Origin of the sequence: Halomonas sp. KM072, from assembly GCF_050710315.1 — a bacterium.
GTDB lineage: Bacteria > Pseudomonadota > Gammaproteobacteria > Pseudomonadales > Halomonadaceae > Vreelandella > Vreelandella hamiltonii.
The window spans coordinates 3288505-3304032 of the sequence record NZ_CP136132.1 but is presented as its reverse complement, the minus strand read 5'-3'; the positions used below and the strand labels follow the sequence as shown (position 1 = coordinate 3304032).

Annotated in this window: 20 protein-coding genes; 7 read left to right on the top strand and 13 right to left on the bottom strand. The window is 53.5% G+C overall.

The genetic code is table 11. The features are described from left to right. Positions 1 to 7: 7 nt before the first annotated feature. The 7 genes from RVM26_RS15690 to rdgB all read right to left on the bottom strand — a co-directional run bounded on the left by RVM26_RS15690 (position 8) and on the right by rdgB (position 4923). Entirely contained in the window at positions 8 to 325 is a 318-nt protein-coding gene (locus RVM26_RS15690; RefSeq protein ID WP_287804571.1) for a transposase, read from the bottom strand. A gap of 194 nt (positions 326 to 519) precedes the next feature. Further along, positions 520 to 843, bottom strand: a complete 324-nt coding sequence (locus RVM26_RS15685) for a HigA family addiction module antitoxin (protein WP_081195053.1) — start codon at positions 841 to 843, stop codon at positions 520 to 522. A 14-nt stretch (positions 844 to 857) separates the two neighbouring features. Continuing rightward, on the bottom strand, positions 858 to 1151 hold the full coding sequence (locus tag RVM26_RS15680) for a type II toxin-antitoxin system RelE/ParE family toxin (protein WP_287804575.1): 294 nt from the start codon (positions 1149 to 1151) through the stop codon (positions 858 to 860). 363 nt (positions 1152 to 1514) lie between these two features. Beyond that, positions 1515 to 2360, bottom strand: coding sequence for a 23S rRNA (adenine(2030)-N(6))-methyltransferase RlmJ (locus RVM26_RS15675; RefSeq protein ID WP_498939602.1), 846 nt, complete (start codon positions 2358 to 2360; stop codon positions 1515 to 1517). A 76-nt stretch (positions 2361 to 2436) separates the two neighbouring features. After that, positions 2437 to 3108 (bottom strand): OmpA family protein, encoded by a 672-nt coding sequence (locus RVM26_RS15670; protein ID WP_287804578.1) that lies wholly within the window; start codon positions 3106 to 3108, stop codon positions 2437 to 2439. A gap of 44 nt (positions 3109 to 3152) precedes the next feature. Further along, entirely contained in the window at positions 3153 to 4322 is a 1170-nt protein-coding gene (gene hemW / locus RVM26_RS15665) for a coproporphyrinogen-III oxidase family protein (RefSeq protein WP_498939600.1), read from the bottom strand. Then, the gene (gene rdgB / locus RVM26_RS15660; protein WP_287804581.1) at positions 4315 to 4923 is read right to left on the bottom strand and encodes an RdgB/HAM1 family non-canonical purine NTP pyrophosphatase; all 609 of its coding nucleotides are present in this window, start codon (positions 4921 to 4923) and stop codon (positions 4315 to 4317) included. Before rdgB ends, hemW begins: the two co-directional genes overlap by 8 nt. A 282-nt stretch (positions 4924 to 5205) precedes the next feature. Between rdgB and RVM26_RS15655 the strand changes: the two genes are divergently transcribed. The 6 genes from RVM26_RS15655 (at position 5206) to RVM26_RS15630 (ending at position 9857) form a co-directional block, all read left to right on the top strand. Beyond that, positions 5206 to 5898, top strand: a complete 693-nt coding sequence (locus tag RVM26_RS15655) for a LuxR C-terminal-related transcriptional regulator (protein ID WP_039179084.1) — start codon at positions 5206 to 5208, stop codon at positions 5896 to 5898. A gap of 17 nt (positions 5899 to 5915) precedes the next feature. Then, positions 5916 to 6431 (top strand): CsgE family curli-type amyloid fiber assembly protein, encoded by a 516-nt coding sequence (locus RVM26_RS15650; protein WP_498939598.1) that lies wholly within the window; start codon positions 5916 to 5918, stop codon positions 6429 to 6431. After that, positions 6431 to 6847: a curli production assembly/transport component CsgF gene (locus tag RVM26_RS15645; protein ID WP_498939596.1), complete on the top strand. Its 417-nt coding sequence runs from the start codon at positions 6431 to 6433 to the stop codon at positions 6845 to 6847. The genes RVM26_RS15650 and RVM26_RS15645 overlap by 1 nt, the downstream gene beginning before the upstream one ends. A 55-nt stretch (positions 6848 to 6902) precedes the next feature. Further along, positions 6903 to 7733: a CsgG/HfaB family protein gene (locus RVM26_RS15640; RefSeq protein WP_062372266.1), complete on the top strand. Its 831-nt coding sequence runs from the start codon at positions 6903 to 6905 to the stop codon at positions 7731 to 7733. A 254-nt stretch (positions 7734 to 7987) separates the two neighbouring features. Then, entirely contained in the window at positions 7988 to 8530 is a 543-nt protein-coding gene (locus RVM26_RS15635) for a hypothetical protein (RefSeq protein WP_287804591.1), read from the top strand. Positions 8531 to 8591: 61 nt separating this feature from the next. Then, complete coding sequence (locus tag RVM26_RS15630; protein WP_498939594.1) at positions 8592 to 9857, top strand: hypothetical protein; 1266 nt, start codon at positions 8592 to 8594, stop codon at positions 9855 to 9857. A 52-nt stretch (positions 9858 to 9909) separates the two neighbouring features. Here RVM26_RS15630 and RVM26_RS15625 read toward each other — a convergent pair whose 3' ends face one another. The 6 genes from RVM26_RS15625 to RVM26_RS15600 form a co-directional block, all read right to left on the bottom strand. Further along, positions 9910 to 10179 (bottom strand): hypothetical protein, encoded by a 270-nt coding sequence (locus RVM26_RS15625; RefSeq protein ID WP_287804595.1) that lies wholly within the window; start codon positions 10177 to 10179, stop codon positions 9910 to 9912. A gap of 184 nt (positions 10180 to 10363) precedes the next feature. Then, positions 10364 to 11644, bottom strand: coding sequence for a glutamate-1-semialdehyde 2,1-aminomutase (gene hemL / locus RVM26_RS15620; protein WP_498939592.1), 1281 nt, complete (start codon positions 11642 to 11644; stop codon positions 10364 to 10366). A 37-nt stretch (positions 11645 to 11681) separates the two neighbouring features. Further along, on the bottom strand, positions 11682 to 12491 hold the full coding sequence (gene thiD / locus RVM26_RS15615; RefSeq protein ID WP_463004594.1) for a bifunctional hydroxymethylpyrimidine kinase/phosphomethylpyrimidine kinase: 810 nt from the start codon (positions 12489 to 12491) through the stop codon (positions 11682 to 11684). Continuing rightward, positions 12491 to 12922 (bottom strand): protoporphyrinogen oxidase HemJ, encoded by a 432-nt coding sequence (gene hemJ, locus RVM26_RS15610; protein ID WP_016915595.1) that lies wholly within the window; start codon positions 12920 to 12922, stop codon positions 12491 to 12493. The genes thiD and hemJ overlap by 1 nt, the downstream gene beginning before the upstream one ends. Before the next feature lie 22 nt (positions 12923 to 12944). Then, complete coding sequence (locus RVM26_RS15605; protein WP_498941783.1) at positions 12945 to 13943, bottom strand: chloride channel protein; 999 nt, start codon at positions 13941 to 13943, stop codon at positions 12945 to 12947. A gap of 115 nt (positions 13944 to 14058) precedes the next feature. After that, on the bottom strand, positions 14059 to 14373 hold the full coding sequence (locus tag RVM26_RS15600) for an ArsR/SmtB family transcription factor (RefSeq protein WP_020742476.1): 315 nt from the start codon (positions 14371 to 14373) through the stop codon (positions 14059 to 14061). A gap of 111 nt (positions 14374 to 14484) precedes the next feature. On the opposite strand from RVM26_RS15600, the gene RVM26_RS15595 reads away from it, so the two are divergent. Then, positions 14485 to 15519 carry a permease gene (locus RVM26_RS15595; RefSeq protein ID WP_498939589.1) on the top strand — a complete coding sequence of 345 codons (1035 nt, stop codon included), beginning with the start codon at positions 14485 to 14487 and terminating at the stop codon, positions 15517 to 15519. Positions 15520 to 15528 lie beyond the last annotated feature (9 nt).

The window sequence follows — 15528 nt, the reverse complement described above, 5'->3', positions numbered from 1 at the left end:
GTGACAACTATCTTGAAAAACACCGCCAGCGTTGCAGCTGCTCGGGATACAGTCCCCGTTGACGACAATAGGCAGCAACGTCTTCGGTGTTCATCGCTGCGGTCTCAACCACCGCTGCAAACTTGTCTCGGGACGACCAGCCTTCTGCGCCTTGGTCACTGGCATCGGGCAGGCAGCGCCCTTCAGCACGCGCTTCTTTGCGCCATTTATAAACAGTGGCTGAGGAAATGCCTTCCTCGCGGGCAACGTCTTCGACGCTCTGGTTGTAGGGCGGTAACAGCTTGGCCACAACGGCCTGACGTCGCTCATCGGAATAGCGAGGCATACAGATCTCCAAACGCCCCTGAATATTTAAGAGAGTGTAACAAGGGACACGACATCAATCCTGACAGTGGGAGTTCCGAAAGCGCGAGAAAGGTTACAAGGCGATGGGATACCAGTTTGCCCAATCCGAGCCGCAAACACGGCTACTGTAAACTTTCCAAAGAAAGGAGAAACATGGCTGAAACGAAATGTGCTTCAGGCCTGCTTCAGAGGTAACTCGTGGGGCTTTACGCGTCTCACGTTCTTAGCTTCTTGTTCATAGGCACGATGACGAACATCCCATAACTCAACCGCGTGCTGAATATTCAGCCAGAACTCCGGCGTATTCCCCAAAGCCGCTGCGAGTTTGATGGCCATGGGTGCTGTCAGCGTGCCTTTGTCATGCGCAATCCGGCTGAGTGTATTTCTGTGCACACCCATTGCTTCGGCAAGTTCACTGATTTCTATGTTCATCGGCTCCAGAAACTCGGTGACGAGCATTTCGCCAACAGTCACTGGTCGACGTTTTGTATTCCTCATTACCATAACCTCCTCTAGCCCTTGTAAACATGCGGGTCTAGATATGTATCTTGGGCGGTGCCATCTACCCAGCGAAAGATCAGGCGATACTGTTTGTTTACCCGGATGGAACACCATCCAGAAAGGTTTCCTTGCAGATGTTCAAAATGGTTACCCGGTGGAATCCTCAAGTCTGACTCCTGCGTTGCGGCATCCAGAATCTGAATTTTTCTGAACAGAGCGCCTTCAATAGTGCTGGGTATTTTCTTGTGGCTTTGGTCTTCGTCGTAGAAAGCCTCCAGCCATATATCCCTGAATTCAACCGCCATAGTTACCTGATCGCTTTTTAGTCATTTTATGCACAACAACGTTGTGCGTCAAGTCCGTTCAAAATGAGAACGGATCCGTTTAGAAAACGATGTTACTATAATTTTGTTTGGCAGAAGGGGCTGAAATAGCGATCTCAAGGCGCTGATTTAATAGAGATAAAAGCGTATACAAGGCTCCCAGTTTCTCACTTATCCCAGTTTAAAATGGGTCGTCAGGAGCCGATGAAGAGGAAATTTGCCAATAGTTACACTTTTTTCGCAAATTTCTGCACTCCGATTGTGCTCCGAAAATTTACAATCCATTGTTTTTAAACGATTTTATATATTCTGTATTGGCAAGTAGACTCGACTACTCCTCCACCTTTACTCCGGGACCAACCAGGACGTTCGGAAGCGGCTGTGAACGCTTAGCTTTGGCGTTACCTGAGCCATGGCATTGATCAGACGCTCCTCCAGCCCCCAGGGGGGGTTGACGACCAGCATGCCGCTTCCGTACATGCCGCGGGCACCCGCTTCAGGGGAACGTAGTAACAGTTCGCTTTGCCAGATCTTGCGAATTCCGCTGTCACGCAGGCCTGCCAGCAGCGCTTGATGGTGTTCGGCAGGTAATAACGGATACCAGATCATCACCACGGCATGCCTGGCTTTCTCAAGCACGTAGGCCGTGCTCTCCACCACTTCGTGGTACTCGATCTTGCGCTCGTAGCTGGGATCCATCAACACACACACCCTGGGGGTCGATGCCGGTACCTGATGGCGCAGGCCGACCAACCCATCGCCGAAGATACGCGTCGCCCGCTTGGGCAGCGACTGGCTGGCGAGATGTTCGTGCTCACCGGGGTGCAGTTCGAACAGCGTCAGCCGATCCTCCGAGCGCAGACGCTGGGCGAGCCACCAGGGAGAACCCGGATAGCAGGACAGTGTATCAGCGTCTGGTTGGGCACTGGCCACAGCCTCGAGCCAGGCGCCAAGCAGCGGATCTGCCAACTGCTGCCGAACCTGCCAGAGCGGTAAAACTCCCTCGCGATACTCCAGCAACCGCTGTGTCTCTTCGGTAGCCAGCGGATAGAAGCCTCTGCCCGCATGGGTATCCACATATGTAATTGCTGATTTTTTACGTAACAAATGATCGATGACGGCATAGAGCGTCAGATGCTTCTGAACATCGGCGAAGTTACCGGCATGGTAGGCGTGTTGGTATGACAGCATGAGGATGCCTATATAAACAGAACGCCCGCTATGGGAGCATAGCGGGCGTTCTAGAGCAATGCAGAGTTTTTACGGCTTATTGGCCATTGCCTGTCGGCGTCAGCGTGATTTCGACACGACGGTTTTGTGCACGCCCCTGTTCGGAGTCATTGCTGGCAACCGGCCGGGTAGCACCGTAGCCCAAGGTGTTCAGACGCATGGAGGAAACGCCATTCTGGCTCAGGTAACGACCTACCGATTCGGCACGGCGCTCGGAAAGCCGCTGGTTGTAATCCGCGTTGCCCGTGCTGTCGGTGTGCCCAGCAATGTTGACGCGGGTATCCGTGTACTGGGTCAACACATTGGCGACTTCATTGAGTGCACTGCGTGCGTCGCTGGTCAGGTCAGCAGAGTCGAAACCAAAGGTCACGCTGCTGGGCATGTTCAAGACGATGTCGTCGCCGCGACGGTCGATCTCGATACGAGACCCCTGCAGGTTTTCGCGCAGCTGCTGTTCCTGGCGGTCCATGTAGGCGCCGACCCCAGCACCGGCGGCAGCGCCAACCGCTGCCCCGATCAACGCTCGGTCACGACGGCTAGTGCTTCCATCACCAGACAAGGCACCCGCTGCGGCACCAATGGCTGCCCCAATGCCCGTACCCACCGCTGTACTGGAGCGTTGTGTTTGGCCACCATAAGGGTCGGTGGTGGCACAGCCCGCCACCAGAATAGCCGCCGCCAACGGGGTCAGTAGTCGGAACATACGCATCACTCACTCCTTTTACGATTAGGTTTTGCCTTTGTTATCACTGCTCACTCATCACTGATCAGTGCCAGCAGTTCGTTCAAGAATAATAGACCTTGAGGAGAAGCACGCAGCTTTTCGGGCATTTCCACCAAAAGTCCTTTTTCGTGAGCGATTTGTAAACGGTCAAGTAACAGTTCAACAGGCTGACCCGTATGCGCTTGCCATGTCTTCAGGCCTGCCCCTTCCGTCAATCGCAGTGCATTCATGGCAAATTCCAGCGGCAGCTCATCGGCTTCGATCGGCTGTTTGCCGGCCACGAAACCACGTGGATCGTCGAGACGCCTCAAATAAGAATGAGGCTGGCGGGTTTTCCAGCGGCGTTCGATCTGCCATTGGCCATTCTCGTCGATACACGTCAACTTGCCGTGGGCACCCGCTCCAATGCCCAGATAGTCGCCGAAGCGCCAATAGTTCAGATTGTGCTGGCTTTGTAAGCCGAGGCGCGCATAGGCCGATATTTCATAACGCTGCAGCCCTGCCCGTTCAAGGCGCACATGCCCCGCCTCCTGGATGTCCCACAGCGCTTCCTCTTCCGGTAACGATGGAGGGTGTGAAAAGAAAGCCGTATTGGGTTCCAGGGTCAGCTGGTACCAGGAGAGATGCTCTGGCGACAGTGCCAAGGCCTGGTCGATGTCTTCCATGGCCTGTTCGGGCGTTTGTTGGGGAAGCCCATGCATCAAGTCGATGTTGATATTATCGAAGCCCGCCGACCGGGCCTGCCCCACGGCCGTCAATGCCTCTTGCCCACTATGGATCCGCCCCAGGGCCTCTAGCTGCACCGGACGAAAACTCTGTACCCCCAGCGACAGCCGGTTGATACCCGCCTCTCGGTAACCTACGAAACGCTGCTGTTCGGTCGTACCTGGATTGGCTTCCAGAGTGATCTCGATGGTTGGTGCAAACGCCAAACGCTGCTGAATACCCTGAAACAGCCGCTGATAGAAGTCCGGCGAGAGCAGGCTAGGCGTCCCGCCGCCAATGAAGATCGTTTGCAGAGGACGTTCGGCTGCCAGTGGAAGATCGTGCTCCAGATCAGCCAATAGCGCAGCCAGATACGCCTCTTCAGGGAGCCCCTGGGCGCCTGGCTCGTGAGAGTTGAAATCGCAATAAGGGCACTTGCGAACACACCACGGGGTGTGGATGTACAGCGACAGGGGCGGCAGTGCCTCAGCCATGCGCCACCTTCAGGATATCCACGAGATCGTGCAGCGCACGCCCGCGGTGGCTCAACCGGTTCTTGGACTCTGACGCCAGCTCAGCCACGCTCATGCCTTGATCCGGTAACCAGAACAGAGGATCGTAACCAAACCCACCATCCCCACGGGGATGCGCCAGAATTTCGCCTTCCCAGCTGCGCTGTACAATGACGGGGACAGGGTCTTCGGCATGACGCAAATAGACCAGCACACACCAGTAGCGGCCACTGCGCTGGCCTTCCGCACAGTCGGCAAGCGCCGCCAGCAGTTTCTGATTGTTGCGTTCGTCACTCTTCGGCTCACCGGCATAACGCGCAGAATAGATACCCGGTGCTCCTTGCAGTGCATCCACCTCCAGCCCCGAATCGTCTGCCAGGGCAGGTAACCCGCTGACTCGGCTGGCTTCACGAGCTTTTAACAGCGCATTTTCAACGAAGGTCAGTCCAGTTTCTTCCACGTCTTGCACGCCAAACTCTGCCTGTGCTCTTACATCGAGCCCAAGCGGGGAAAGTAACTGATTGAACTCTTTAAGTTTTCCTGCGTTTCCACTGGCCAGGACAAGCGTCGTACCCGTCGACATATCGAAACCTCCAAACAGGGAGCCTCAGTTTACGCTGAACAGAAACACAGCTAAAGCACATGGAATGTGTACCCAGCGTATTTTTATCGTTACCGCCCAATCGTTCGAAGATGACTCATTTATAGAATATAAATCAACAACTTGGCTTTTAGATAAAAAAAAGAATAACGATATGAAAATTACTTTACTCATTATTTTGATAACATTTCTTTACGAAAATTATCTTATAGGCAACACTGTTAGGGTCGCCTGCTGATGTTCTCCTTGAATGAGGCTCCCCCAATGTCCCAGCAAAAGACCCCCGGCTTGGTGTACATCGTCACCGAAAAAAGCCCTCAAGCACAGCTATTTGCTGATTACCTGCATGAGCACACAGGTTGTAGTGTGAGCGTTCACTCACCTGCTGCTCAACTGCCTGCCACGATCACCGATCGACTGCTGATACTCATCGACAGCGACCATATCGGCGTGGATGCACTGCCAGAATGGCAGGACAAACTGTCGGATTCGCTCGCGAAATCACCGCTGGCAGCCTTCAATGTGCGAGATATGGATCACGCCTTGGAAGCACTCTCCTGCGCTCATTTGAAAGGCGTTTTTTACCGAGATGAAAGCCTGGAAGTGATCTGCAAGGGCATCCTCTCATTGCTGGAGGGGGAGTTGTGGATGTCACGCGACTTGATGGCGCGGCTTATCCTTTTTTACCGCAAGTATCAGAGCAACGCCTTTCGCCCAGCTTGTGGCCTGACCAATCGAGAGATGGAGATCATTTCACTGCTGAGCAATGGGTCGTCCAACCAGCAAATTGCCGACAAGCTGTTCGTCAGTGAGCACACGGTGAAGTCACATCTTTACAATATCTTCAGAAAAATCAACGTACACAATCGTATTCAGGCGCTCAACTGGATCCACCAGAACCTGGGCCCCATCCTCCCCAACATGGAGGCCGCGCGAAGCCTGCAACGGCATCGCTAGGCACAGGGGTAAACGCCATGAACCTTCGTCATTTCTTGATCATGACGGTACTGCTGAGCTCAGGATCAGGGCTTTACAGTCACGCCAATGAACCTGCAAACCCCGCCAGCACCTTGCCCGTCAATGAGCAAGAGGAAATAGAGGCCATCAATCAGCTGTCGAGCCCAGATGGCCCGGAAGTTCAAGGCCAAGTGAACAGGGGCAGTGAGCTGACCGGCATCATGGTAGACCGAACGATCACCATGGCCGGAAAAACGTTCTATCGCGCCTTCAGTCAGCGGGCGATGGATAACCTGATCATCGGCAACGCCACCCTGACCATTCAAGAGCGCCCAGATGCTCGGTGGGGAAGCCAGATCTGGGTCATGGAAGGCAACCGCATGTATTTCCGAACACAGCTCTCTCCCCGAATCAACGAAGCGGACCGTGTTGCCGGAGAAGCTGTAAATATCGTGGAAGAAGCGCTACTTCAACAACAATTATCGGCCGCCCTGACGTCAGATAAAGACCTGGGAAAAGAGGAGTTATTCTGATGAAGATCATAAGAAATATTAGTGCAGCATCAGCAATTTTCATGCTGTCAATCCCCCACGGCTCAGAGGCAGGAGAGCTGATTTACCGACCACTCAACCCCTCTTTTGGCGGCGACCCCTTTGTTGGAAGCTATTTGCTAGGCAAAGCTCAAGCACAAGATACGAATTCGGATCCTAATACACGAAGTTTGCAATCACTTTCATCTACTCAACGTTTGCTACAAAACCTGGAGAGCCGATTGATATCACAGCTGATCTCTGATGTGAGTCGGGGGGAAGTGAGTGAAGGTAGTTTTGATAGCGACGAGTTTGGCGTTGTCGTCAGTGATAGTAGCGGACAGTTAGTGGTTCGTGTCGTCGATAAAATAACCGGCGACGTGACTGAAATTAGCGTAGGCGGTTTATTCAACCCTTAATGATCAAAAGTACACGTTACAACAAAGTACGGCTTAAGGTATTCAGGGGAACACCATGAAAATAATTGCCTCGATCGTCATTGCTGGGCTACTCAGCGGGTGCGCTGGAATGGTAGCCACGTCGGAAAATTTAGAAGGAGCCCAGGCAACGTTAACGCCGAGGGGCGCCACTTATCAAGACTTGGTCTCTTTACCGCCTCCTGCGGGAAAAATATTCGTCTCCGTGTATGACTTTAGAGATCAAACCGGACAATATCGACCCGCCCCAGCCAGCACTTTTTCAACCGCTGTCACCCAAGGGGCCGCCGCCATGCTTACAGGTGCGCTGGCTGATTCAGGCTGGTTCATACCTTTAGAAAGGGTGGGATTACAGAACCTGTTGACCGAACGACGCATCATTCGCGCTGAATTCGAGCGTTTTGGCCAGCCCGATACCTTGCCTTCACTTCGTGCTGCCTCGGTGATGCTCGAAGGCGGCATTATCGCTTATGAATCCAATGTCCGCACGGGAGGTGCGGGGGCGGAGTACTTTGGTATCGGCGCATCGGGTCAGTATCAAGTCGATCAAGTCACGGTGAATTTGCGCGCGGTAGAAATATCCACCGGTGAAATACTTGCCAACGTCACTACCACCAAAACCATTTACTCTAAAGAGCTCAGAGCTGGCGTGTATCGCTTCATCGACTTTAGGCGTTTGCTAGAAGCAGAAGCGGGTATCACCACGAATGAGCCCGTGCAGTTAGCGGTAATGTCCGCTATCGAATCTGCAGTGATTCACTTGATTGCCCGTGGGGTAGAAAACCGTCTTTGGAACCTATCACCAGGGACCAATCTGCAAGAAACGGTTCTAGGCGACTACCTCAATGAACCTATACCTATGCTTTGAGTATGCATTCCCCCTATTGATTTTAGCCGCTTTTTCAAGCGGCTTTTTATTTACAACTCTTATGCTTTTAAATTTATAGTTATTAGTATTAGAAATCTCATCAAAACCGATCAAAATAATAGTGTCTATTAAAATAATAAACACCAACTTTATAAGTTAATGACTAGAAAAATTTCCGATAGCGCCTTCTTTGAAATCGTCCAAACTCAATACAGGAAACAAAAAGACACATAACGTTTCAAAAGGAACACCCAATGAAACCGTTCAACCAATTGCCAGCCCTCCAAAAGACAGGATCCGTAGCTTCCTGTACGGCATTGGTGATGGGTGTCTTACTAACCAGCTTAAACCTAGACGCTTCAGCAAATGACCAATTCGTTGGCAGCATGTCTAGAGTCACGCAATACGTAGAGTCTCAAGGTGTTAGCCATTTAAAAGGTAATGTGAGTATCATTCAACAGCAAGGCATCAATAACAGCGCGAGCGTCGTTCAATCTCGTTCAGCGAATTACCAATTTAAAAACTTTGCCTACATCAAACAATCCGGATACGACAATCAGGCCAGTTTGACCCAGCACAACGGTAACAATATTGGCGTGATTGTTCAGCAAGGCCGTAACCATAGCGTTACGGCTACTCAAGAAGGAAACAGTGTTGGTGTTGCGTTGAATGCCATCCAAATTGGCTTCAACAGCAGCTTAATGATTTCACAATCGGGCAGTGGCCTACGCGATGTAAATGTCCACCAACAAAACTACTCGGGCACTTCACGACCGGTCACTATCGATATCAACTGAGTCGCACCTGGCTTCTCAGTTCACCACCAAAGCAAGTTGATCGAAACAAAGGGGAAACACCATGAAACTGCAACTAACCGCAATTGCTGCCGCTCTAGCACTTTCCAGCAGCATGGCCATGGCAACAACAATTGTCTCTACCAATAACCTAACCTATACCAGCGCTGGTGGCGGACAAGGGGGCGGTTATGGCGTTGATAACGATAATACACCTATCGATACTGATGCTTGGGACACTGCAGGTTTTCCAACGGCTTTCCAACCAGATCCTGCTTTTACCAACTTCCAGACTGGTCCAAATGGCCTTGATAATATGCCTGGCAGTACGGCAGCAGTAGGTGACAACGACAGTACTATCACCCAAACTGCGACTGGCACCACAGGCAACTCGGCCAGTGTGTTACAGGGTGGTGGAGATCAAAACGAATCCAACATCACACAAAACCAAAGCGGTACAGGCGATGCTTTGAAAGCTGATGTAATACAAGATGGTACGCTTAACCGTTCCGATATTACTCAGGATCTTAGCACTGGCGGTGTTGCCAACGTTGTTCAGGTCGGCAACGAAAACCAATCTCGCGTTGATCAGTTCGGTGGCGATGCCAACGGTGCTAGTGTCACCCAAGTGGGTGTTGGTCACAAATCTATTGTGCATCAAGGGGTCGTAGACGGTGGTGCGGATAATAACGACGCCGTTGCCATTCAGCTTGGCTCAGCTAACCAAAGCTATATTCGCCAGCAATGGGATACCAACCAAGCCTTAGCGGTTCAAGTGGGAAATGACGGTATTAGTCATATCAAACAAGCAGGCAGCAGCAACTTAGCAGTTTTAGCTGATGATGGCTCGTTCAACAGCTCTTACATTCTGCAGGGCGCAGCAGGTACGGGAGATACCAATATCGCCTTAGTTGGACAGAGCGGAATGGACAATGATTCTTATGTCTCGCAGTTAAATGGCGACAATAACTTTGCTGGAGTGATCCAGCTAGGTACAGATGGTGAGTCTGACATCTTCCAAAATGGTACTGGTAACACTGCGTTAGTTGGTCAGTTCAGTAAAGGTGACGTTTCTTTCATTATCCAAAATGGTGATGGTAAAACAGCTACCGTTACCCAAGATGGCGTTGGTATTGCAGGGGCAGAGTTTAACGAGTCCTTCATCCTGCAAACTGGCAGCGGCATGCATAATGCTACTGTAAGCCAAACTCATAGCCCAGCAGATGGGTGGAACAACATCTCTACCATTACTCAGGTAAGTGCAGTAAACGCCAATGCTACTGTAACTCAAAATGGCAGCGGCAACCGAGCCTCTACCATCCAGTACTAATTCTTGGTTGACCAATGCTCTCAAGCCGCCCCTCTTTGGGGCGGTTTTTTATTTAACGCACCATTACCGTTAACGTGCTGCCTTTTCCTTGGGTAGCAGAACGCGAGCGGTTACTACCTTTAAGAATATCGACTTCTAAACGATCATCTTCGCTGAGTAGTTTTACCGTCCCCTCTAATGTGGTGCCTTCAAAGGTAAATTCAGCGGGCACTGTGCCGCGTGTTTCGGGGTGTTCAATGGTTTCATCGTCATGAGTAATGCGCCACTGGGCTGAGAATTCCGCGCCGGGTGTGCCGCCCATAGTGATATGAATCTGAGTCATATCTTGCTCCTGTGCGGCCGTCCCTGTTAACGGTAGGCCAAGGGTAAGAACAGCGGTTAACAATAGGTTGTTAAAACGTGAAGAGTGCCAAGCTGGTTGTCGTTTCATAATGTGCTTACCTCACTAACTACAGAGCCGCTCGGTAGGAGCGGCTCTTAAAGTGTAGCAGGCGCTTTACTTGATGTTACATAACCGCAAAGGCTTTTTCCGCGGCATCCAGCGTGAGCTGGATATCCTCGGGCGTGTGTGCGCTAGACATAAAGCCAGCTTCATAAGCGGAAGGTGCGAGATAAACACCATGATCCAGCATTGCGCCAAAGAAGCGGCGGAAGGCATCGGGATTACACGCCGTGGCTTGGGCAAAGTTATCCACACGGGACTGCGAGGTGAAGAACACGCCGAACATGCCGCCTGCGGATTGGGTCATCATCGGTACCCGCGCCGCATTGGCACGCTCTTGCAGGCCGTTACACAGCGTTTGCACGCGCTGACTCAGCGCATCGTGGAAGCCCGGTACCTGCAGCTTGGTCAGCAGCGCCACCCCGGCAGCCATGGCCAGCGGGTTCCCCGACAGCGTGCCCGCCTGATATACCGGCCCCAGCGGAGAGATGTTCTGCATGATGTCGCGCTTGCCGCCAAATGCGCCCACCGGCATACCGCCACCAACGATCTTACCCAAGCAGGTCAAATCCGGCGTGACACCGTAGTAGGCCTGGGCACCACCAAGGGCAACCCGGAATCCGGTCATCACTTCATCAAAAATCAGAATACTACCGTACTCGTTACAGACGTGGCGCAGGGTTTCCAGGAAACCAGGCTGGGGTGGAATGCAGTTCATATTGCCCGCCACCGGCTCGACGATGATGCAGGCAATTTGCTCGCCGATCTCGGCAAAGCACGCTTCCACGCCTTCCGGGTCATTATAAGAGAGCGTGATGGTGTGCTCGGCAAGCGCGGCAGGCACACCGGGCGAGCTGGGCTCACCGTGGGTCAGCGCGCCAGAGCCCGCCTTGACCAGCAACGAATCAGAGTGGCCATGGTAGTTGCCTTCGAACTTGACGATCTTGTCTCTTCCCGTGGTGCCCCGCGCCAGCCGGATGGCTGACATGGTCGCCTCGGTACCGGAACTGGTCATGCGGACCATCTCCATGGACGGAATCATCTCGCAGATCAGGTCCGCCATGGTGGTCTCTACTGCCGTAGGCGTGCCAAAGGAGAGCCCATTATCCAGGCGCGCCCGCACGGCGGCGAGCACGTCCTGGTCGGCATGACCGGTAATCATCGGCCCCCAGGAACCGATATAGTCGATGTAACGATTGCCCTCGACGTCGAACAGGTAGGCCCCCTGGGCGCGCTCCATGAACACCGGGGGACGATGCAAGCCTTTGAAGGCGCGCACCGGCGAGTTCACGCCACCGGGAATATGGCGACTGGCCAGATCAAATAATTCTGCAGATGTGGTCATGGCATCCTCTATAGCAATAGCTGACGGACAATAAAAATCAAAAGCGTGCAGGGCATGATAGACGTTGAGGCAAACACTGCCCGCTGGGCGGCTGATAGCCGTGTGACAAACTCTCCCAGGTAAAGTGCTGTGCCTGTTCGCAAGCCGTAGGTAAGCGCTCACCTACCGCCAAACGAGCGGCCAGGGCGGAAGCCAACGTACATCCGGACCCGTGAAACACTTCCGGCAGTCTGGGCCACTGCCACTGGCGAGTGGTATCGGGCGAATGCAGTGTGTTGACCACCTGCTGCCCGCTGCCGGGCAGAGGCTCATCCGTGGCGGTGACCAGCACCGCCTGGCACCCGCGCGATAACAACGAAACAGCGCGGGCCGTATCATCGAACGGTGCGTCGATCTCAGGCGTGAGCGCGATCAGTTCATGGCGGTTGGGCGTCAGGATATCCACAAGGGGAAGCAGACGGTCACTATAAAGCTTCTGCAAACGGGGTGTGGATAACTCAGTGCCGCCGCCCGCTTTCAAGACAGGGTCTGCCACCACCGGTACACCCGGAAAACGCCGCACGATCTGCTCGGCCGCACGCAAGGTTGCTTCGTCCGCCAGCAAGCCTAGCTTGATGGCGGCAATCTGCATGTCGACCAGCGCTTCTGCCATTTGCCGCATGGCAGCTGCATCGGCTGGCAATACCGTGGTGACATTATGGCAGTTCTGCACGGTCAGGGCGGTGGGAATGGTCACTGCCCAGCCACCACACGCGGCGATGGCTTCGCTATCGGCGACCAGTCCAGCGCCGCCGGTAGGATCATGGCCTGCCAATACCAGTACAACGGGAGGAAGTGGTTGGCGCATCAAAAGGGTTTCACTACCGCCAGAAGAATGATGGCGATCAGGGCCACGACAGGGGCCTCATTGAACCAGCGGAAGAACACGTGGCTCTTGGTGCAGCGATCCTGGGCCAACTGCTTCAAATAGATCAGACATACGTGGTGATAGGCCACCAGCAATACCACCAGCGTCAGCTTCACGTGCATCCAGCCCTGAGTGAACCAGGCAGGTACCAGGTAAAGCAGCCAGCCGCCAAACAGCAGCACGACGATCATGGAAGGCGTCATGATGCCGCGATAAAGCTTGCGCTCCATGGTCTTGAAGTAGTCGATGGCCTGGACATCCCCCTTGTCGCGCGCCATCGCGTGGTACACGTATAGCCGTGGCAGATAGAACAGTGCAGCAAACCAGGTCACAACGGCCATCAGGTGAATGGCCTTTATCCACTCGTACATGGTCTCTCCTTAATAGGTGCGCTCATTGCGAAACAGTGGGGTCACGGGGGTCAGAATGACGTGTATCGGTATAGTGGTAATAGCGCTCGATGGCGCCGCGAGTAATGATACCTGAAATTCGCTGCTGCTTTGGCCGGTAGCCATGAATCACGTAGAGCGCATCCAGCGTATTGTCCTGCAGCTTGAGGAAGGCTTCCGACAGGGTGGCCTGCAAACCGATGGGGGCCATTTCCAGCCGCTGCCCGGGAATTTCCAGCAGGTCGATCAACTCTTCCTCTTGCGCGGCTCCCTCTTTCAAGGCTTCGTCATGCTCCAGCAACCAGCGGGCCAGCTCTGCCGCTTTCAAGCCCAATACCGGCTTGTCGTCGCTGGATCGTTCGATCACCAGCCAGGTAGGGTTGGTCTCCAGCCGCTGACGGGCCTGCTCGAGGGTGATCATGCGCTCGGTACGCACCAGAGAGCGTTCCATGACCGCCGGCACCGACACTCTGGAAAGCGCCTGCATCAACGGCTGCTGCAAGGGGTGCATGCCATACCGCACCGAACTGACGAAAAACCCTTCACAGCCCGTCAACTGTCGCGAGGTCAGGCAAGCCACCACCACCGCCAGCATGCCAGGCAACATCATGTGGGGAGTGTGGGTCAACTCCAGCAGTGCCATCAAGGCCGCCAGCGGAGCCTGCAGCACAGCGCCCATCATGGCGGCCATCCCCAGCATGGCATAAATCCCGGGATCTGCCGCCTTGTCGGGCCATAGCCAGCCACCCAGCATGCCTGCCAGTGCGCCGGTGGCTGCGCCCGACACCAGCACGGGGCCGATGATACCGATCGGCACCCCGCCCGCCACGGTCAGGGCCGTGATCAGCAGTTTGCCGATCATCAGCGCCAGCAATACGCTAACGGTCAGTTGGTTATTCAGCGCCGCGGCCAGGCTATCGTAGCCAATGCCCTGTATTTCAGGGGTATCCGGAATTTCTGGTTGATAAAATGCCAAAGATGTAAAGAAGAAAATCTTTCTCAGCGGATTATCTGATTGATCCTCTTCAGCCTACTCTACTGCCAATTTTCTGTTTCCACCTTCGCCTGAGTCTTCATAGCGATGCTGACTAGGGAGGACAGCGAGAGCTGGGCAAGCGTCAAAGCGGTTCTGGTTCATGCGCAATCCGGACACCTGCACAACATTCCTCTTGTAAGAAACCGATCAAATTCTCTAGGTGCCCATACTCGGGTATACAGACAATCGTGCGGCTATGTTTCTCCTGCCGGATCAGCCCTACCTTGGCCATGCGCGCAAGGTGATGTGATAGCGTCGAAGCAGGAATACCCAGCCCCTTCTGGATATCTCCGGCCGAAGCCCCATCATGGCCAGCTTTGACCAGAAAGCGGAACACGGACAGTCGGTGACTATTCCCTAGCTCAGCTAAGCTGGCTGCAACCTTTTCGTGATCCATAGCACGCCCCAATAATTCGATGTTTCTAGAATTATAGTTGACAGGTCGGATAAACGCAAGTAGGCTGCGTACATCATTTCGACAATACTAGAAATATAGGAGTAATATTGAATGTCATCTCAACTCCAAGACGCTCTAGGCATGTTCGCCTTTCTCGCTATCGTGCTATCGGTTTTATTCATTGGCATTAGCTTGCTGGTCGGAGTTCTTCAACGTCACATCCCACCATCCAAGGTGGAAGCGTTACTGACTTCCAGTGGGAAGCGAGGCTATTTTCTTGCTGCTGGTTTAGGAGCTATAACGCCCTTCTGTAGTTGCTCGACTATCCCCATGTTGAAAGGGTTGATTCGGGCACGGGCCGGTTTTGGGCCGATGATGGTGTTTCTTTTCTCATCTCCGTTGCTGAATCCTATCGTCGTCGGCCTGCTGGTTGCCACGTTTGGATGGACACTTACTGCTATCTATGTGCTCGCCGCTTTGGTGGTCGCGGTAGGTGCCGGATGGCTGCTTCACACGCTTGGCTTCGAGCGTTATGTGCGCCGGACGGCGACACAAGAGAGCAGTGGATGTAGTTCATCAGCAAGCCCGTGCAGTGCTACATCGACCGCATCGAGTTGCGGCACCAACAGCTGCGACACCACTCCGAAGACGGCTTCTTGCGGGGCTGATAGGAAGACAACAGTCTCTACGTCTAGCGAATGCTGTGACAGTCAACCCACTGTCACGGTTAAGAAAGAAGGGAAGTACAGTGGTGTGTGGCGGGAAGCTTGGTCGGACTTTATCGATGTGTTGCCTTACCTGCTCATCGGTATTGCGATTGGCAGCGTGATCTATGGTTTCATGCCCACTGACTTATTGGAGCAGTATGCAGGCCCAGATAATCCCTTTGCCATTCCAGTTGCCGCTGTCATCGGCGTGCCGTTGTATATTCGCGCTGAAGCCGTCATACCTCTGGCAGCGGCTCTGATGGCCAAAGGCGTGGGTGCCGGGACGGTGCTAGCGTTGATCATCGGCAGTGCCGGAGCCAGCCTGACTGAGCTCATTCTGTTGCGCTCTTTGTTCACGCTGAAGCTTTTAGCGGCGTTTTTAGCAGTCATTTTTGCTATGGCGATGATTGCCGGTTACGCCACCTACCTGTTTTTCTGATCAAGGCGG

Coding starts and splice junctions, on each gene's coding strand:
- RVM26_RS15690 (WP_287804571.1), bottom strand. CDS start 325: ATGCCTCGCTATTCCGATGAGCGACGTCAGGCCGTTGTGGCCAAGCTG.
- RVM26_RS15685 (WP_081195053.1), bottom strand. CDS start 843: ATGAGGAATACAAAACGTCGACCAGTGACTGTTGGCGAAATGCTCGTC.
- RVM26_RS15680 (WP_287804575.1), bottom strand. CDS start 1,151: ATGGCGGTTGAATTCAGGGATATATGGCTGGAGGCTTTCTACGACGAA.
- RVM26_RS15675 (WP_498939602.1), bottom strand. CDS start 2,360: ATGCTGTCATACCAACACGCCTACCATGCCGGTAACTTCGCCGATGTT.
- RVM26_RS15670 (WP_287804578.1), bottom strand. CDS start 3,108: ATGCGTATGTTCCGACTACTGACCCCGTTGGCGGCGGCTATTCTGGTG.
- hemW (WP_498939600.1), bottom strand. CDS start 4,322: ATGGCTGAGGCACTGCCGCCCCTGTCGCTGTACATCCACACCCCGTGG.
- rdgB (WP_287804581.1), bottom strand. CDS start 4,923: ATGTCGACGGGTACGACGCTTGTCCTGGCCAGTGGAAACGCAGGAAAA.
- RVM26_RS15655 (WP_039179084.1), top strand. CDS start 5,206: ATGTCCCAGCAAAAGACCCCCGGCTTGGTGTACATCGTCACCGAAAAA.
- RVM26_RS15650 (WP_498939598.1), top strand. CDS start 5,916: ATGAACCTTCGTCATTTCTTGATCATGACGGTACTGCTGAGCTCAGGA.
- RVM26_RS15645 (WP_498939596.1), top strand. CDS start 6,431: ATGAAGATCATAAGAAATATTAGTGCAGCATCAGCAATTTTCATGCTG.
- RVM26_RS15640 (WP_062372266.1), top strand. CDS start 6,903: ATGAAAATAATTGCCTCGATCGTCATTGCTGGGCTACTCAGCGGGTGC.
- RVM26_RS15635 (WP_287804591.1), top strand. CDS start 7,988: ATGAAACCGTTCAACCAATTGCCAGCCCTCCAAAAGACAGGATCCGTA.
- RVM26_RS15630 (WP_498939594.1), top strand. CDS start 8,592: ATGAAACTGCAACTAACCGCAATTGCTGCCGCTCTAGCACTTTCCAGC.
- RVM26_RS15625 (WP_287804595.1), bottom strand. CDS start 10,179: ATGACTCAGATTCATATCACTATGGGCGGCACACCCGGCGCGGAATTC.
- hemL (WP_498939592.1), bottom strand. CDS start 11,644: ATGACCACATCTGCAGAATTATTTGATCTGGCCAGTCGCCATATTCCC.
- thiD (WP_463004594.1), bottom strand. CDS start 12,491: ATGCGCCAACCACTTCCTCCCGTTGTACTGGTATTGGCAGGCCATGAT.
- hemJ (WP_016915595.1), bottom strand. CDS start 12,922: ATGTACGAGTGGATAAAGGCCATTCACCTGATGGCCGTTGTGACCTGG.
- RVM26_RS15600 (WP_020742476.1), bottom strand. CDS start 14,373: ATGGATCACGAAAAGGTTGCAGCCAGCTTAGCTGAGCTAGGGAATAGT.
- RVM26_RS15595 (WP_498939589.1), top strand. CDS start 14,485: ATGTCATCTCAACTCCAAGACGCTCTAGGCATGTTCGCCTTTCTCGCT.